Origin of the sequence: Ruminococcus bovis (assembly GCF_005601135.1) — a bacterium.
GTDB classification, from domain to species: domain Bacteria; phylum Bacillota; class Clostridia; order Oscillospirales; family Acutalibacteraceae; genus Ruminococcoides; species Ruminococcoides bovis.
Genome location: NZ_CP039381.1, coordinates 1763486 through 1782408, shown reverse-complemented (window position 1 = coordinate 1782408; position 18923 = coordinate 1763486). Strand labels below are relative to the sequence as shown.

Annotated in this window: 13 protein-coding genes and 3 tRNA genes; 4 read left to right on the top strand and 12 right to left on the bottom strand. The window is 33.6% G+C overall.

The window, feature by feature from the left end; all coding sequences use genetic code 11:
• Positions 1-2: 2 nt before the first annotated feature.
• From rplI to E5Z56_RS08350, 3 genes are read right to left on the bottom strand one after another with little or no spacing between them, the layout of a single operon-like run.
• Positions 3-449: a 50S ribosomal protein L9 gene (rplI, locus tag E5Z56_RS08360; protein WP_022504773.1), complete on the bottom strand. Its 447-nt coding sequence runs from the start codon at positions 447-449 to the stop codon at positions 3-5.
• The gene (locus tag E5Z56_RS08355) at positions 446-2404 is read right to left on the bottom strand and encodes a DHH family phosphoesterase (RefSeq protein WP_138157394.1); all 1959 of its coding nucleotides are present in this window, start codon (positions 2402-2404) and stop codon (positions 446-448) included. The genes rplI and E5Z56_RS08355 overlap by 4 nt, the downstream gene beginning before the upstream one ends.
• A 49-nt stretch (positions 2405-2453) precedes the next feature.
• Positions 2454-4328: a ribonuclease J gene (locus tag E5Z56_RS08350; RefSeq protein ID WP_138157393.1), complete on the bottom strand. Its 1875-nt coding sequence runs from the start codon at positions 4326-4328 to the stop codon at positions 2454-2456.
• 336 nt (positions 4329-4664) lie between these two features.
• Between E5Z56_RS08350 and rnhA the strand changes: the two genes are divergently transcribed.
• The gene (gene rnhA, locus E5Z56_RS08345) at positions 4665-5102 is read left to right on the top strand and encodes a ribonuclease HI (RefSeq protein ID WP_022504776.1); all 438 of its coding nucleotides are present in this window, start codon (positions 4665-4667) and stop codon (positions 5100-5102) included.
• Positions 5103-5182: 80 nt separating this feature from the next.
• On the opposite strand, the gene nrdR is transcribed toward rnhA, so the two are convergent.
• A complete protein-coding gene (gene nrdR, locus E5Z56_RS08340; protein ID WP_022504777.1) occupies positions 5183-5638 on the bottom strand; it encodes a transcriptional regulator NrdR in 456 nt (151 codons plus the stop codon).
• Positions 5639-5929: 291 nt separating this feature from the next.
• On the opposite strand from nrdR, the gene E5Z56_RS08335 reads away from it, so the two are divergent.
• The 3 genes from E5Z56_RS08335 to E5Z56_RS08325 all read left to right on the top strand — a co-directional run bounded on the left by E5Z56_RS08335 (position 5930) and on the right by E5Z56_RS08325 (position 7949).
• Positions 5930-6772: a putative ABC transporter permease gene (locus E5Z56_RS08335; protein WP_138157392.1), complete on the top strand. Its 843-nt coding sequence runs from the start codon at positions 5930-5932 to the stop codon at positions 6770-6772.
• A 128-nt stretch (positions 6773-6900) separates the two neighbouring features.
• A complete protein-coding gene (locus tag E5Z56_RS08330) occupies positions 6901-7206 on the top strand; it encodes a hypothetical protein (protein WP_138157391.1) in 306 nt (101 codons plus the stop codon).
• A 380-nt stretch (positions 7207-7586) separates the two neighbouring features.
• Positions 7587-7949, top strand: a complete 363-nt coding sequence (locus tag E5Z56_RS08325; RefSeq protein ID WP_138157390.1) for a hypothetical protein — start codon at positions 7587-7589, stop codon at positions 7947-7949.
• A 59-nt stretch (positions 7950-8008) separates the two neighbouring features.
• Here E5Z56_RS08325 and E5Z56_RS08320 read toward each other — a convergent pair.
• The 8 genes from E5Z56_RS08320 to E5Z56_RS08285 all read right to left on the bottom strand — a co-directional run bounded on the left by E5Z56_RS08320 (position 8009) and on the right by E5Z56_RS08285 (position 18919).
• Positions 8009-8085 (bottom strand) — tRNA-Arg (locus E5Z56_RS08320).
• Between the two features lie 127 nt (positions 8086-8212).
• Positions 8213-8302 (bottom strand) — tRNA-Ser (locus E5Z56_RS08315).
• Positions 8303-8330: 28 nt separating this feature from the next.
• Positions 8331-8419: transfer RNA gene (locus E5Z56_RS08310), tRNA-Ser, on the bottom strand.
• 261 nt (positions 8420-8680) lie between these two features.
• Positions 8681-10048, bottom strand: coding sequence for an MATE family efflux transporter (locus E5Z56_RS08305; protein WP_138157389.1), 1368 nt, complete (start codon positions 10046-10048; stop codon positions 8681-8683).
• A 132-nt stretch (positions 10049-10180) separates the two neighbouring features.
• Complete coding sequence (locus E5Z56_RS08300; protein ID WP_138157388.1) at positions 10181-11707, bottom strand: C40 family peptidase; 1527 nt, start codon at positions 11705-11707, stop codon at positions 10181-10183.
• A gap of 1318 nt (positions 11708-13025) precedes the next feature.
• Complete coding sequence (gene tyrS, locus E5Z56_RS08295) at positions 13026-14249, bottom strand: tyrosine--tRNA ligase (protein ID WP_138157387.1); 1224 nt, start codon at positions 14247-14249, stop codon at positions 13026-13028.
• A gap of 72 nt (positions 14250-14321) precedes the next feature.
• Positions 14322-16235: a YgiQ family radical SAM protein gene (locus E5Z56_RS08290; RefSeq protein WP_138157386.1), complete on the bottom strand. Its 1914-nt coding sequence runs from the start codon at positions 16233-16235 to the stop codon at positions 14322-14324.
• Between the two features lie 5 nt (positions 16236-16240).
• Positions 16241-18919: a DNA translocase FtsK gene (locus tag E5Z56_RS08285; protein WP_138157385.1), complete on the bottom strand. Its 2679-nt coding sequence runs from the start codon at positions 18917-18919 to the stop codon at positions 16241-16243.
• Between the last annotated feature and the right edge of the window lie 4 nt (positions 18920-18923).

Below are 18923 nucleotides of genomic sequence, written 5' to 3'. Positions count from 1 at the left end.
TCTTAAGCTTCTGTTACCTGTACTTTAATATTTGCAACAATACCGTTATATAGCTTTACTGTAGCATTGTATGTACCAAAAGCCTTAATATCTGTATCAAGAGTAACCTTTCTCTTATCTACAGAAATTGCATACTGTTTCTTAATTTCTTGAGCAATTTCCTTTGATGTAACAGAACCGAATAGTCTGCCGTTAGAACCTGCTTTTGCAGTCATTTTGAAAACTTGACCCTCCAGCTTGTTCTTACTTGCAGTTGCCTGTTTAATCTGAGTATCAATCTTAAACTGCTTACTGCTTTCAGCATTCTTTAGTTCATTCATAGCCTTGTTATCAGCTTCGGCAGCTAGATTTCTTGGGAAAAGAAAATTACGAGCATAACCGTCAGATGTTTCTACTAGCTCACCTTTTTTACCTAAATTTCTAACATCTTGTTTTAAAACTACTTTCATTTTAAAATTCCTTTCTTCCTAAGTTCTTTAATTTTTGCAATTAGCATATTTTCTGCTATTTCTTGATTTTCAACCTCTAGCTGACAAGCTGCCATTGTTAAATGGCCACCACCACCCAGAGCCTCCATAACTACCTGTACATTCAGTTTACCATAACTTCGTGCAGAGATACCTATGGTTTTATTATCTATTCTAAATATTACAAATGATGAATTTACACCTTCAAAGCTAAGTAGTTCATCTGCTGCTTGAGCAGCAACTACTCTGACATTTTGTACACCATCATTTGCGTGAGAAATTGCAATAGTATCCATAACTTTTGCATTACAAACAATTTCAGACTTTGTTCTGTAGGCCTCAATATCACCTGAGAAAAGTCGCTTAACATTAATAGTATTAGCACCTTTCTGCTTTAGATAAGCTGCTGCCTCAAAGGTTCTTACACCTGTTTTGATAACAAAGTTCTTTGTATCAAGCATAATACCGGCAAGTAATGCTCCTGCCTCAAAACCACTTAAATAATCATCCCCAATATATGAAATAATTTCAGAAACCATTTCACAAGCAGAAGATGCAAGTGGTTCGTGGAAAAAGATTAGTGCGTTATTGATAAAGTTAACCATTTTTCTGTGGTGGTCAATTACAATAACCTTTTTGCACTTTTCATAAATTTCTTTACTTTCAATAAATGTACTGATGTGAGTATCTAAGATAATAAGCAAAGTACCGTTATTAATTTTCTTAAGTCCCTCAGCAGGTGTAATGAAAGCATTTTCAAGTCCATTTTCTTTTGCTGAGTCAATAAGTTGCCTTGCGTTACTTGTTTTTTCGTTACAAACTATATAGGCATTTTTGTTAAGTGACTTTGTAATTGTGCTATACATACCGATTGATGCACCGACACAGTCAAGGTCACTGTAGTTATGTCCCATTAAGATTACATTGTCAGCCTTTAGGATAGTGTTCTTAATATTACCTGCAAATGTTCTTGTACGAACTTTACTACGCTTTTCAACACCGGCAGAAACACCACCATAAAACTCATATTCATCATTAATAGAAACTGCTACCTGGTCACCACCTCTGCCAAGTGCCATTTCAAGAGCTTTCTTAGCAGCCATATCACTTTCTCTAATACTGTCCTTACCTCTACCTATACCGATAGAAACTGTAGCACTTTTGCCTTCAAGTTTAATATCTCTGATTGTATCTAGGATTTTAAACTTACCCTCAGTAATTTCTTTAATAGCTGACTCTTCAAAGATTAGCATATATCTTGTTGGTGAAATTTTGGTGTACATAGCATTGTTTTCACTTGCCCACTTCTGAACAGTTCGTTCAACTGCTAAAAGAATTTCACCCTCAGTTTCACCATCTGAGTCAGTATCAAAGTCATCTGCATTATCAAATAATACAAATGCTACTGAGGCTTTTTTGTTGTAAAAATCATTTTCAATATTTCTATAATATGTATCGTCAATATAGTAAAGTACAGTAGTTTCCTTTGATAGATTACCAAACACTCTAAAGTACTTATCATTTAATTTGAGTTTAATTGGCTTTTTAGAAATAAAGTCCCTTAATCTTCTTGTACCGATATATGTATCTATCTTATAACCTATTGGGTCTTTACCCTTTGACAGTACATTTGTAAAGCTACTGTTAGTCCAGATAATATCATTATGAGGACCAACAATCACTATAGGAAAATCAAAATTTTCCAAATATATTTTATCTACATCAGCAGTTCTTTCAACTGCACCCTTTATCAGTCCTCTAACATATTTCCTGAATTTCAAATTCATAATGAGGACAAAGGCTAAACTAGCCAAGGAAACAACAAATTCAACTATAAATAGATAAACATTATATCTAATTGAGATAAAAGACATTAAGCACATTAACACTGCAAAAATCAAAAACATAGGTGTTAGTGACCATTTCTTTCTGTTCAATTTACTGCCTCCTTTCGGCTAAAATTTTAATTATAACTTTTAATATAAATTATACTTCCATTAAGATTGGTAAAATCATAGGGCTTCTACCTGTTTTATTAAAGATAACCTTTGAAACATCATCTTTAATTCTGTTCTTAATAACACCCCATTCGTGAATGTTATTGTCACAACAATCATCAAGTACATATAAAGCAGTTGACTTAATATCCTTCATTAAGTCCTCACTTTCTCTTACATATACAAAACCTCTTGAAACAATATCAGGACCTGAAATAACATGACCGTCATATACATCAAGTGATGCAACAATAATAATCAAACCATCCTGAGCAAGGTGCTTTCTGTCTCTTAATACGATACTACCAACATCACCAACACCAAAGCCATCAACAAATACCTTACCTGCCGGTACTTTTGGTAGTTCTTTCATAAAGTTTTCGTTAAGTTCAAGCTGAGTACCAATGTCAGCTATAAAGGTATTCTTCTTGTCAATACCAAGAGAAACTGCAATATCCTGACTTTTTCTTAAATGCTTTTGTTCACCATGTACAGGAATGTAGTACTTTGGCTTTACAAGACTTGTAATAATCTTATGTTCTTCAGCACAAGCATGGCCTGAAACATGAACTTCATACATTGACTCATAAACAACTCTACAGCCTTTTTTGAGAAGTTCATCAACAACATTACCAACTGACTTTTCATTACCCGGAATTGGGTTAGCTGAAATAATAATAAAGTCACCTGTACCGACAGTAATCTTTCTGTGGTCGGAGAATGCCATTCTTGTTAGAGCTGACATTGGTTCACCCTGTGAACCTGTTGTTACAAGAACAATCTCTTGTGGTGTATATTGTGGAATTTGGTCAATATCTATAATAATATTTTCCGGAATATCAATATAGCCAAGTTCATTAGCTACTTTCATATAGTTAATCATTGACCTACCGGAAAAGGCAACTTTTCTGCCAAATTTCTTAGCACAATTAATAATCTGCTGTACTCTGTTAACATTACTTGCAAATGTCGCAATAATAATTCTTTCTTTTTCTGCCTTTTGGAAAAGGTTTTTAAAGCTATCATAAACAGTATGTTCTGTTGGTGTATAGCCCTCTCTTGATGCATTTGTTGAGTCTGACATTAAAGCCAAGACACCCTCATCACCAAGTCTTGCAAATCTGTTAAGGTCAATCATACCACCTGAAATTGGTGTACAGTCAATCTTAAAGTCACCTGTATGAACAATAGTACCTGCAGGTGTATGAAGAGCAATTGCTACTGCATCAGGAATTGAGTGGTTAACATGGATAAACTCAGCAGTCATCTTGCCCAGTTTAACCTTATCACCGGCTTGAACTGTAATAAGTTCTGTGCTTTGTAGTAGAGAATGTTCCTTTAGCTTATTCTCTACAAGACCTAAAGTTAAAGGTGTACCATAGATTGGTGCTGACATTTCTGTCAGTAAATATGGCAAACCACCAATATGGTCCTCATGACCATGAGTTAGCAAAATAGCCTTTACCCTATCTTTGTTCTGAATTAGATAAGTAAAGTCAGGTATTACAAGGTCAACACCTAACATTTCACCATCAGGGAAAGCCATACCACAATCCAGTACAATGATTTCATCTTCACATTCAAATAGTGTAATATTCTTACCGATTTCATTAAGACCACCTAAGAATGAAATCTTAATTGATGGTTTTGGCTTTTGAATAGGCTTGTTATACTTTTTGCCATTAACATTAATTCGGTTACTGTTTCTTTTACTATTACTGTTAAAATACTTTTTACCGTTACCTCTATTGTTCCTGTTACTGTTCTTGCCATTGTTGTTACGATTCTTATACTGACTTCTGTTCTGGTAATTGTTTCTTCTGTTATTACCGTTATTTCTTTTGGCATTATTTTCTGAATTCACTTACTGTCCTCCGTTTTTCTTTATAATCTTTATATTAAAAAATATATGTATTAATGTGATGACACTCTAATAATTCCGTACAGATGTATCAATTCACTATCAACCTAAATTAAAAATACCGATGAGTTAGTATTAAGTAACTAATGATACTACTCCACAATATAGTTATATTATATAATACTATTATTTATATTTAAAGTCAAGACCACACCATCCCTACATAACCGATTTACCAAGTAATGGATAAAAGTAGTATTGGCTTAATTTCTATAAATATAAGTTATTGAAATTTTTTATTTAATATGATACCATACAAAATATAGAAAAGAGGTAGCTATGAAGAAAGTAGAAATTTTTACAGACGGTGCTTGTTCCGGTAATCCCGGTCCCGGTGGATATGGAGCAATACTAAGGTACAACGGTCACGAAAAAGAAATAAGTGGTGGTGAAAAAGAAACCACTAACAACAGAATGGAACTACTTGCAGTTATTGAGTCACTAAAGCTACTAAAAGAACCTTGTGAGGTTATGCTTTATTCCGACTCACAATATGTTTGCAATGCGTTTAACCTTGGTTGGATAAAAAAGTGGCATGCAAATAACTGGATGAGAAACAAGAAAGAATCAGTTAAAAACCCTGACCTATGGAAAGAACTATATGCACTTTGTGAAAAGCACAAGGTAACATACAATTGGGTTAAAGGTCATGCAGGTCATCCTGAAAATGAAAGATGTGACACTTTAGCAGTTAATTTTTATCAGCAATACTTATAATCAAACACTAATATTACAGAGAAAAAGAGGTTATCTAAAAACAGATAACCTCTTTCTATATACCTAAAAATCCTAAAATATTATTTTTCTTTTAGTAGCTTAGTAAGTTCTTCCATAAATGTGTTTATATCCTTAAATGAACGATAAACCGAAGCAAAACGAACATAAGCAACTTCATCAACAGATTTTAGTTTTTCCATTGTTAACTCACCGATAGACTGAGAAGTTACTTCCCTATCAAGTGAACTTTGAAGTGTGCTTTCGATAGAGTCAACAATTTGGTCAACTTGTTCAAGAGAAACAGGTCGCTTTTCACAAGCTCTAAGAATACCGGCAGTTAGCTTATTTCTGTCAAAAACTTCTCTTGACTTATCACGCTTTACAACAATAATCGGTACACTTTCGATTACTTCATGAGTTGTAAATCTCTTTTTACAATTTAAACATTCTCTACGACGACGAATTCTCTCACCATCATCAGCAGGTCGAGAATCAATAACTTTACTTTCTTCGTAACCACAGTAAGGACACTTCATATTACCACTCCAAAATATAACTAAACTATGTGTTTATAATTCTATAATAAAATTATACCACAATATATAGTAGAAACAAGTTAAAGTTTCATTACAAATAGGTTACAATATATCACTTTTTCTCAGTATTTATCTATATTATTCCATAGACACAAGGGAATTTTCTATTGTGTCTAATATTAATCAACTTTTTGTAGTAATTTGTCTATTAACATACATCAGTACTAATAATGGTTATTGAATTATTATTATAGAATAATATAATGTATATAAAAAGAATGGTGATGAGATATGGATTTTCACATTAGTGTATATACCATAGAAAATATATTCCTATGGTTAATGATTTACAGTGTTATTGGGTGGATATATGAAAGCACATTATGCTCAATAACAGAAAGAAGATTTGTCAACAGAGGTTTTCTAAACGGACCTTACTGCCCTATTTATGGGTTTGGTGCAATACTTGATATTTTAATTTTAGGATGGATAGAGAACCCTATACTATTATTTGTATTAAGTGCAATTCTTACTTGCACCCTGGAATATATAACATCCTACTTAATGGAAAAGCTATTCCATGCTAGATGGTGGGATTATTCAAACAGAAAGTTCAATATTAACGGTAGAGTATGCTTAATCGGTGCAGTAGTATTCGGTACATTGTCACTAATACTGATAAAGTTAGTTCATCCACTTGTACTGAAAATGATTGGTATGATGAACGACACTTTGTTCCACACAATTGTTATTGCACTTGCAGTTATTTTTATTACCGATAATGTTATTACTATTGCAGGTTTCTGTCACTTTGATAAGAAAATCAAGAAATTTGCTGATGAATTTAAAATTCAAACAGAAAAACTTTCTGAAAATATTAAGGTTAAAACTGAAGATATTACTGAGGATATTAAAGTTAAGGCTGAAAATATTAAGGCTAAAACAGAAAATATCAAAAGTAAAACCAACATTCAAGTTCCAAGTGTATTTTCCGATATTCAAGAAAATTTAGCTAAGAAATTTAACTTCCAAGAAAAAAGAATGTTAAAAGCCTTCCCTAAATTTAAATCAGTTAATTATAACGAAGTCCTAGAGGAACTAAAAGAAAAACTAAAAATTAAAAGGAAAAAATAGTTTTAATTCAATTTTACCATTAACCACCTACAATTATGTAGGTGGTTATTTTATTTATAAGGATGTTGTAGAACTTTTTGTACTTTTGTGTTACTATAAAGAAAATAAGATATAGTATAGGTGAGAAAATGAAAGTTATTACTTTATGTGGAAGTATGAAATTTGAAAAAGAAATGAAGAAGGTAGCTTTCACTTTAGAAACAAAATACAATATGTGCGTGTTACAATGTGTATACAATGAAGATAATTTAGAAATCACAAAAGATGAAATAACGGCTTTAAATAATGCACATTTTGAAAAAATAAAAATTTCAGATGCAATTTATGTAGTTAATTTTCAAGAATACATTGGTGAACAAGTAAAGAAAGAAATAGAGTTTGCCAAAAGCCTTGGTAAAGAAGTAATCTATCATACTCAGTTTATAGCAAGATAAAAATTATAAAGAAAAATAATTTTCTTAGTACAAATTTGGGTTTGTTAGTATATTTCACATCATATTATTGGCTTACAGTCGTAGGGGCGAACAGTGTTCGCCCGTTAAAAAGTGTGATACCTATGGGATTATTGCCCTGTTTACAAACTATAAATTTATAGGACAAAATACCAATAAAAATGTTGATTTGCTCGGTCCACCAATGGTGGACCCTACACCTGTGAGTTAGAGTTTTATATGATTTTATGTGCATATTCTCACTATAATTTTCTTTATATCCGATTGAAATTAAAAGGAATTCACCTTAACCCACAATCAAAATTAAAAAACAAATCTTAATTTGTCAAACAAATAAACAATTTATTTACAAAGGTGACAAGATGGCAAATATTTTTGAATTTAAATATGAATTTTATGACGGTTATTCAAATAACCCTAGTAAATATATAATTCTTCAAACAAATAAAAATGAATCATCAATGTTAACCTATAACTATGGTAAAAAGCAATGCATAAACATTACTGATAAAGTGGATAAATTTTGCAATGATATTTCTAAATCTGAGTTTTTAGAATGGTACAACAAGAACTTTCACTCTAATATTGACTTTTTCCCATCTATCCATTGGTTATTAAGAATTAAAACTAATTCTGTGATAATATATTGTAAGGGCAGAAATATGTTTCCTAATAATTGGAAAGAATTTATTGAAATTTTGAATAACATAGGAATAATAATTTAGTAATTCTATAAATTACAAAAACGCTAGTAGAATATTAAAATTTCTACTAGCGTTTTTTATGGCGTTCCCGAGGTGATTCGAACACCCGACCTACTGCTTAGGAGGCAGTCGCTCTATCCGGCTGAGCTACGGAAACATTTTTATTTTTTATTTTAATTTTTTTAATTTTATTTTATCTATTTCCAAATTTTCCAACAATCATAATCTAGAAATAATATATTGATGTATTATAGTAAAAAAGCACTTTCATAAAGAAAGTGCTTTGGCGGAGGACAAGGGATTCGAACCCTCGCGCCAGTTACCCGACCTACTCCCTTAGCAGGGGAGCCTCTTCACCACTTGAGTAATCCTCCAAAAGAAAAACCGCCATTAAAATAAAAATGGCGGAGGGGAAGGGATTCGAACCCTTGGTACCTTTCGGTATCACTAGTTTTCAAGACTAGCTCCTTAAACCACTCGGACACCCCTCCGTGTTTCAACGATATTTATTATAGCAGAGGGTTCTCATATTGTCAAGAAAAAATTTCAACTTTTTTCAGTTTTTTTGAATTTTTATTTATTTTCTACTTCCCTATTCTTTAGTATTCCCATAAACACTCGGCTACTGAGGATTTTATAATATTTAAAAATTTTCAAAAAACTTATAAAAATACTTTTTAGGCTATTAAAAATTATAAATAATCAAAAAATAAAGCGTAAACTCTAAAAAGAATTTACGCTTTTTCTACTTACTACTTACTAAATATATTTTCTTTCTTAAATAAAATTACTGCAACAATAGAAGTTATAACTTCTGCAATAATAAAAGTAGTCCATATTAAGAAATTTAAAGAATAATTCCATTTTACAATTAATGTAAATAAATATGCAACAGGTAATACAAGTACAAATTGTCTTAACAAAGAAATAATAAGGGACGGAATACCACTATTAATACCTTGAAAAACACCTTGTAATGCAATATTTATACCTGCAAATACGAAACTAACAGAAATCACTCTCACTGCACTAATGCAAATTCTCTGAGTTTCTCCGGACAATCCGAAAATTGATGAGAGTGGACTTGCAAAAATCTCCAATGCTACAAAACCTACCAACATAACAACTGTTGTATATAAAAGTCCACACTTTACACCTTTTCTAACCCTTTCTTTTGAACCCATACCATAGTTATATGAAACAATAGGAGTAATTGCATCTCTTAAACCAAAAGCTGCAAATAAGATGAACTGCTGAATTTTGTAGTACAAACCATATGCAGTTACATAGGACTCCCCTACTTTTACAAGAATAATATTTAAACCGTAAGTCATAAATGACATTAATGCTTGAGCAATAATTGCCGGTAGACCTATTGTGTAAATTTGTTTTATTATCATTTTATTTGGTTTACAGTATTTTAAACCATTCTTAATTTCAACATTAAATTTAAGATGAAATACAAATCCAAGTACCATAGAAACAATTTGACCGATTACTGTGGCATATGCTGCACCTTTTACACCCATTTCCGGACAACCTAACAGACCATAAATCATAATTGGGTCTAGAATAACATTTGTTATAGCACCGGCAATCTGTGCAATTGTAGCAAATATTGACCTACCTGTACTTTGAAGTAATTTTTCAAACATAGCAAAAAACACAATACCAAATGAAATATTGGTACAAATTGATAGGTAATCACTTGCCATTTCTTTAATTAAGTTATTAGTTGTTTGAGTAGAAATATAAGCATTGACACCGAAAATTCCAAATAACAAAAATACAATATAAATAACTGCACCTAAAAACATTGCATTTCCGGAAGTCATATTTACCTTTTCTTTATCTCCTTGACCTAATGAGCGTGACAGTAAAGCATTTGCACCAACACCTGTACCTATACTTATTGCTACCATAAACATTTGCACCGGAAAAGCTAATGTAAGGGCATTTAGCGCTTCTTCCCCATTATGTGCCATATTTGATATAAATGCACTATCTACAATATTATATACTGCTTGAAGTACCATAGAAATTACCATTGGAATACCCATCGACAACATAAGTTTATTGACTTCCATTATACCAAGTTTATTTTTCTTTTGTTTTTCCATATTCTTTCCTCCATTTTATTGCAAAAAAATAAAGCGTAAATCCATTTCCTGGATTTACGCTTTTTCGCTACTCGGTAATTAAATTATATCAAATAAAATATTCAAAAGTCAAGAAATATTTTACTGATTTCATTATCTCATGCGTCTTGCATGTCTCATTCTGCGTCTACGACGAGCTTTCTTCTTCTCGTTAATTGTAACCAGAACAAACACACTGCCCATTACGGCAATAACAACACATAGCCATTTAATTAGCTGAGAACTACTTTCATTTGTAATAGGAGTAACCTGTTCAAAGCTTTCACTTGATGTTACACCTGCAAGTGCTTTACTTGCCAGCTGATTTGATTCTAATACAACAGACTTGTTAGTAGTTTCATCTGTTGTTGAAATTGGTTCAGCTATTGTAGTTGGTTCTTCAGTAGCATCCTTAAATGTAAAGGTTGCAAGTTGCTTTTCTTCATTATTATCTTCTGTCTTTTCTTCAGTCTTAGCTTCAGGATTTGCAACAGCATTCTTGCTGAATAAAGCTTTCTTTGTTGCACTATCTACAGAACCTGTTACCGTGATTTCGTTGTAATCCTGGAAATCCTTAATAGCCTGTTCTGTATCTTCGCCAAAGTAACCTGTTGCATTACCCTTTTCTAGGTAATTTAACTTGATAAGCTGATTCTGAATTGATGTTACATCTTTGCTATAATCACCAACAGAGATAACTTTTTCTTGTTTCTTTGTTTTTGTTGTAGTCTTTTTAGTTGACTGTTTCTTTGTAGTAGTTTTCTTCTTTGCTACAGTTGTAGGAGCTACATATACCGGAGCATTATCGGAATAAAGAATATCTCTATCTGTTTTACCACAGATACCGTCAACAACTACACCGGCAGCAGTCTGGAATGCCTTGTAGGCTTTCTGAGTGTCTGTGCCAAAGTAACCTGTAATGTCACCGTTATAGAAACCAAGTTCTTTTAGTCTCTTCTGGATTTTAGTTACCTGACTACCGGAGTCACCTAACTGCCATGCTGTTTTCTTTTTCTTATGTTTCTTATTACTTGAGGAAGAGTCTGCAGTAGAACTCATATTACTAGGTGTCTTGTTAGATGCACCATCTGAGCCAAATGAATATGTAACACCATCAATAGTTCTTGATGTATTTACGATATACTGACCATCTTCGTAATAATAATACTGTCCGGCAACTTCCTGCCAACCAGATGTAGGGTAGCTTACACCTGAAATCTTAAACCACTGAGTCCAAGATTTGTTACTAATAGAGTCAAGACATACATTAGAGATTTCGTCACGAGCATCAATACCCATGCCACCACCAACATATACACCAACATGACCATACTGATAAAGACCAAGACCATGAATTCTTGGTATTGAACTGATTGAGCCTGATTCAGGAGAAGCAGCAATCATAGATTCTGTTACTCTCTCACCACCGGCATATGAATAGATAAGTCCACTACAGTCAACAGAGCCAACTGAAGCACCACCCCAAACATACTTCCAATGTTCGTTATAAGCTCGATAAGCCCAACTTACTAGCCCGGCACCTGACCCGGATGCAGAAGCAGTTGATGTACCGATTACTGTTGCACTTGCTAAAATTGCAACACATATAATCAGCGTCAATATTCTCTTAATTTTTGTCATAGATCAACCTCCAAAAATAAAAGCGTCTACCACACGCTGTTATAAGCAAATTACAATAATTACATTACTGTAACAAAATTATAACAAATTGATTACTGCATTGCAAGGAAATCAAGGCAATTTCTCAACATTTAGTGGATATTTATATAATGTACACAAGATTATTCTATATAAGAATTATGGATTGGTAACAATTTTGTTAATATTTTTCTTTATAAGAATTATCTTTGTAACTTTTAATAAATTTAATTGTAGAATAATGTAAAAAATCACTATATAAATAGACCTTTTGTCAAAATCTATCCCTATAGTGATGTGCATTTTGCTATATGATTTTTGTTTGTAAATTTAGTTACTGTTGTGTTGAATTATAATTTAGTATGTTAGTAAAATTAATTGTTTTGATTTTGTCCTTAATATTAATATGTAGTACAAATTAGGGTTTTTCAATTTTGTCTGTGGGTAAAGGTTAGAAGGATAAATTAGGGTTTGTAGAGTTGTTTATGTAATATAAGTTAATTAGATAGTAGCCGATTAATTCATCTAATTTATAGTTTTATCCCTCCTTCAGTCGATTTATAAAAGGTAAATTGCCGTACCGTCAATTTACAATCGACAGCTCCCTCGTCTGAGGGAGCCAAACATAATATGTACAAATTTACAAGCTTGTACACAATCAAGAAATTGTAATGACTTTGTAGCTTCCCTCGCTGAGGGAAGTGTCACCGAATGGTGACGAAAGGAGTGGTTGGAATTGTAAATTCATTTACAATTCCATATTATCTGAAACTTTCCTTTATTTCTCACTATTAAATGTAACAAGAATTATGAGTTACAGTTGTAGGGTCCAACATTGTTGGACCGTTACAAACTATCCTAAATAAAGGTATTATGCCCTATGCTGATATTATAAATTTATTGTCTGCAAACAGGACAATAATCTCATAGGTATCACACTTTTTAACGGGCGAACGGTGTTCGCCCCTACAACTGTAAGCCATAATATGATATAAAAAATGGCATTGCTTTTGCTACAAAATATTGTTATATTATGAATTATACAATCTCATAGTTTACAGTTTATACAAGAATATCGTTTACACTTTTTATATTTTAATAACCCCACAAACCCAAATTTGTTTAAACAAATTGCAAGGAAAATTGAAAATAAAATTACAATATAAAATGAAATAACCACCTACTAATGTAAGTGGTTACTTTGATTATTTTTTTAGGTGAACTGTTTGCCTAGATGGCTTGAGCCACTTTATATCATTTTGACAAATAAATCTATGTCACAAAATCATTTATTAATTGATTAAACTAGGTTAACCTTATGGTGGACTTTCTTACCCTTTTTGATAACAAGTTCATTATCTGTAAAGTCATCTTCCTTAATTTCTAGGAAAATGTCAGTTACTTTAGCATCATTTACAGAGATACCGTTCTGAGTGATAAGTCTTCTGCCTTCACCCTTACTTGAGATAAGACCACACTTAACTAGTAGGTCAAGAATCTGAATACCCTCACCTAGTTCATCCTTAGTTAGGTCTGTTGATGGCATATTGGCATCTTTACCACCACCGGCAAATACTGTTCTTGCAGTATTCTGAGCCTTAGTAGCTTCTTCTTCACCGTGAACAAGTTTTGTTAGTTCAAATGCAAGAACTTCCTTAGCCTTGTTGATTTCAGCACCTTCTAGCTTTTCTAATTCAGCAATTTCTTCTAATGAAAGGAATGTTAACATCTTTAGACACTTAATAACATCACTATCATCAACATTTCTCCAATACTGGTAGAAATCGTATGGTGAAGTCTTTTCAGCAGAAAGCCAAACTGCACCTGACTGTGTCTTACCCATCTTCTTACCTTCTGAGTTTAGAAGTAGGTTAATAGTCATTGCATATGCGTCCTTGCCAAGTTTTCTTCTGATAAGTTCAGTACCACCTAGCATATTAGACCACTGGTCATCACCACCGAACTGCATATTACAACCATACTTCTTATATAGTGCATAGAAGTCATAAGACTGCATAATCATATAGTTAAATTCAAGGAAAGATAGACCTTTTTCCATTCTCTGCTTGTAACATTCAGCAGTTAGCATTCTGTTAACACTAAAGTGTGCACCTACATCTCTAAGTACATCAACATAGTTAAGGTCCATTAGCCAATCTGCATTGTTTACCATTAGAGCCTTGTCATCAGAAAAGTCAATAAATCTGCTCATCTGCTTCTTGAAACAATCAACATTGTGCTGAATAGTTTCAGGTGTCATCATCTGACGCATATCAGTTCTGCCTGATGGGTCACCAACCATTGCAGTACCACCACCGATTAGGGCAATAGGCTTATTACCTGCCATCTGTAGTCTTTTCATTAGGCATAGTGCCATAAAGTGACCTACATGTAGGCTATCGGCAGTTGGGTCAAAACCAATATAGAATACAGCTTTACCACTGTTTACAAGTTCTCTAATTTCTTTTTCATCTGTAACCTGTGCAATTAATCCTCTTGCAACTAGTTCTTCATATACGCCCATTTCTAGTTTCCTCTCATTCATTTAATTATATATTATATAGAGTATAACAAAAACATTTGATTTTGTAAAGAATTATCTTCTGCCACTTCTGTTGTGATTGTTGTGGTGTCTGTTTCTGTTTACATTTCTGTTTTTGTTTTTATTTTTGTTACGGTTATTTTGTTTGCCCTGAGAATTCTTTTGAGTTCTCATATTTTGTGGCATAGATACAAGACAGTTCTTGCCATTACCGATTAAATCGGTTCTACCGGCTTTTCTAAGTGCCTCTACAACAATTTCCTTATTCTTAGGGTTAAAGTATTGTAGCAATGCTCTCTGCATATGCTTTTCTTTCATAGTCTTTGGCACATATACAGGTTCTAGTGTATATGGGTCAAGTTCTGTATAGAACATTGCAGTACTGATTGTACCCGGTGTTGGGTAAAAGTCCTGTACCTGTTCAGGTCTAATATGTTCTTTCTTTAGGAACAATGCAAGTTCTACTGCATCCTTTAGAGTTGAACCGGGATGTGAACTCATTAGGTATGGTACAAGGTACTGTTCCTTACCAACTTGTTTTGTAAATTTATAGAATTCATCCTGAAATCTCTTGTAAGTTTCAATATGAGGCTTACCCATTTTATCAAGGACTGCTGCTGAACAATGTTCAGGTGCAACCTTTAACTGACCACTAACATGGTACTTAACAAGTTCATGGAAAAACTCTTTACTTTCATCCTCCATAAGGTAATCAAAACGAATACCTGAACGGATAAACACCTTTTTGATACCCTTAATTGCTCTCATTTCTCGTAGAATATCAATATATTCTTCGTGATTAACTTGAAGATTTCTGCAAGGCTTTGGTGCAAGACACTTTTTGTTCTTACACATACCATGTTCTTTTTGGAAAGTACAAGAAGGCAATCTAAAGTTAGCAGTTGGTCCACCTACATCGTGAATGTATCCTTTAAATCTTGGATTATCAACTAATCTTCTTGCCTCATCAAGTACACTTTCTTTACTTCTGACAGTAATCGCTCTGCCTTGATGGAATGCAATTGAACAAAAATTACAAGCACCAAAACAACCTCTGTTGTGGGTAATTGAAAATTCAACTTCCTTAATTCCAGGTACACCACCAAGTGCCTCATAACTAGGATGATAATACTTTTCGTATGGTAAAGAATACACCCAATCAAGTTCTTCTGTTGTAAGTGGTGGCATTGGTGGGTTTTGTACAAGAATATACTTACCATGTCGCTGAATAACTGTTCTGCCTCTTACTGCATCAGCCTCTTCAAGTTCTTTCCTAGCAGCAATGGCATAGTCCTTTTTGCTTTCACAAACTCTTTCATAGCTTGGCAAATCAACTACAGGACCAGGCTTATATTCACTTGTAGGTACATAGTAACAAATACCCTTAATGTCTCTTAACTGCTTAACTGACTTACCTTGTGCAAGTCTTTTTGCAATTTCAATTGTTTGATTTTCACCCATACCATAGGTCAAAATATCTGCTTGGCTGTCAAATAGAATTGACTGTCTTACAGAATCATCCCAATAGTCATAATGGGCAAATCTTCTAAGTGATGCCTCCAGTCCACCAAGAATAATAGGTGAATCAGGATATAGCTTTCTGAGAATTCTACTATACACAATTACTGCTCTATCAGGTCTTTTACCTGATTTACCACCTGCAGTATAGGCATCATCAGAACGCTTTTTCTTATTTACTGTATAGTGTGCTACCATTGAGTCAATGTTACCGGAAGTAACAAAGAAACCTAGCTTTGGCTTACCGAATGGATTGAAGTTTCTTTCATCTTTCCAATTAGGTTGTGAAAGAATTGCAACCCTATAACCTTTAGCCTCTAAAACTCTTGAAATAATAGACACACCGAAAGATGGATGGTCAACATAACTGTCACCTGTTACAAAGACAAAGTCAATTTCGTCCCATCCTCTTTCTTCAACTTCTTCTACTGTAATCGGAAGAAATGCCATAACTCTTACTCCTGTGAAGTTTTTTCTTCACTTTCTTTTCCTAAATTATTTTTTCTTTCAAGCCAATCTTGATAAGTCATTAAAACTTCTCTTGGCTTACTGCCTTGGTGTGGTCCTACAATGCCCAGACTTTCCATTTCGTCAATCATTCGTCCTGCTCTTGCATAACCAACCTTTAGTCTTCTTTGTACAAGGCTTGTTGATGCTTGTCCTGCATCAATAACAATCTTAATAGCTTCTTCTATCTTTTCATCAAGATCCAAGTCACCGTTGCCACCCTTATTGTCAGCTTCCATTCCCTCAACTGTAATCTTCTTGATTCTTGCTTCAACTTCTTCGTTGTACTGAGAACGGTGGTGATTCTTGATATATCTTGTAACACCTTCAATTTCTTGGTCACTGGCAAAACAACCTTGAACACGAATTGGCTTTGGTGCACCAACAGGAGAATATAGCATATCACCTTTACCGATTAGTTTTTCAGCACCACCAAAGTCAAGAATTGTTCTTGAGTCAATATTTGAAGAAACCTTTAGTGAAATTCTTGATGGAATGTTAGCCTTGATAACACCGGTAATAACATTTACAGATGGTCTCTGTGTTGCAATAACAAGGTGCATACCAGCTGCTCTAGCCATCTGTGCAAGACGGCAAATGCTTTCTTCTACTTCTGAAGGTGCTGCCATCATAAGGTCAGCAAGTTCATCAATAGCAATAACACAACGGAACATTTTTTCTGTTCTAACAGGTAGTCCGTTAATTTCCATAACCTCAGGTTCTTCACCTTCAGGTACATCTTGTTCTGCAATAAACTGCAAGTTACTTTCAATTAAGTCATTGTAAGAATTAATATCCTTACAATCATATTCAGAAAACAGTTGGTATCTCTGTAGCATTTCGCTTACTGCCCAGTTAAGTGCTGCTGCTGCTTTCTTAGCATCAGAAACTACAGGAATAAGCAAATGAGGAATACCTTTATATTTAGAAAATTCAACCATCTTAGGGTCAATAAGTAGGAACTTAACTTCATCAGGGGTTGCTCTGTAAAGGATACTCATTAGCAGTGAGTTAACACAAACAGATTTACCTGAACCTGTTGTACCGGCAATAAGTAGATGAGGCATTTTTGCAAGGTCAGTTGTAACAATCTCACCACTAATATCTCTACCAAGTACACAAGTTAATTTACTCTTAGCATTTCTAAATTCTTCACTATCAATCAGTTCACGCATAGAAACCATTGATACTACCTTGTTAGGTACTTCAATACCTACAGCAGCTTTACCCGGAATAGGTGCTTCAATTCTTACACCGTTAGCTGCAAGGTTAAGGGCAATATCATCTGCAAGGTTAGTGATTTTACTAATCTTAACACCTGGAGCAGGTTGAAGTTCATATCGAGTAACTGATGGACCTCTGCAAATATTTGTAATCTTAACCTTAACACCAAATGAATCTAGAGTTGAAACAAGTTTTTCGGCTTTTTCTTGCATTTCATTTCTAATATTAGATGCACTTTTGTTTTCGGCAAGTTTTAATAGCTGAATTGGTGGGAACTCATAGTTGCTATGTTTTTCGTTACCGGTTGCCTTAATTTGTTCATCAAGTGCTTTTGTTTCATCTTCAATTTCAGCAGTATCAACAGATTGGTTAGCAAGTTTTGCTGCATCTTTAAGTGCTTGAGTTTTTTCTTTGCGAACATTCTCTTTAATAGCATCTAAAGTTGATGGGTTGTCATTTTCAATCTGTTGATTTGCCTTTTTGATAATGTCAATTAAATTATCAGTTTCATCTCTCTGTTTAGCAAGAGAAGTATCTGCATTAGCATTTGTATCGCTATTATCTGTATTTTTATTTTCACTAGAAGAATTATCTTTCTTTTTCTTTCTAATCGGTCCATCTAGTGGAATATCTATCGGACCGTTATAAGTAGGTACAAGGCTTTCTTCTTCATAAGGCTTCTCAAGTTCTCTTTGCTTTTCCTTTTCAATTCTTTCTTGCTTACGAATTTCAGCTTGATGCATTGCTTTTTCCATAGGCTTTCTTGCTGCCTTTGCAATATCAAGAAGTGAAACACCTGTAATAATAAGTAGCAATACTAAAATCAAAAGTACAAGTAGAATAACTGAAATAGTGTTACCCAGTCCGTAACTCATAGGGTAGCCAAGTAATGCACCAAAAAGTCCACCACCACGACTTACAAAGGAATCACCATTAAAACCTGCCATAAATTCATGACCAAGCTCTACAAAGTAATTACCCTTTTGATAGCCACTGAAAATGTACCACAATGTACAAGCCAGAAACACTGTTAAAGCACAGAAGCCTACCTTAGCTTTTAGTCTATGTACTTCCTTTTCTTTAGCAGTCATAACTGCTATATATAATAATGAAACAGAAATTAAAACTGCCGAACCTCCAAAGATACCGTAAATAGAGTTACTGATAAAACTCCAAACAAAGTTACCTTTGATAAATAACAAACAAAAAGACAGAACAGCTAGGGCAAGTAAAATAATTGCTCTTACTCTGTAATTTGCAGGTTTCTTTTCTTTCACAGAGGAAGACTTCTGGCTTTTGCTTTTATTATTTACTTTTCCTTTACCGGAATTAGAAGTCTTTTTGGTAGGGGTTTTTCCCTTAGTTTGTTTAGTTGACTTCTTATCTGTATTTTTTGTCGCCATTAAT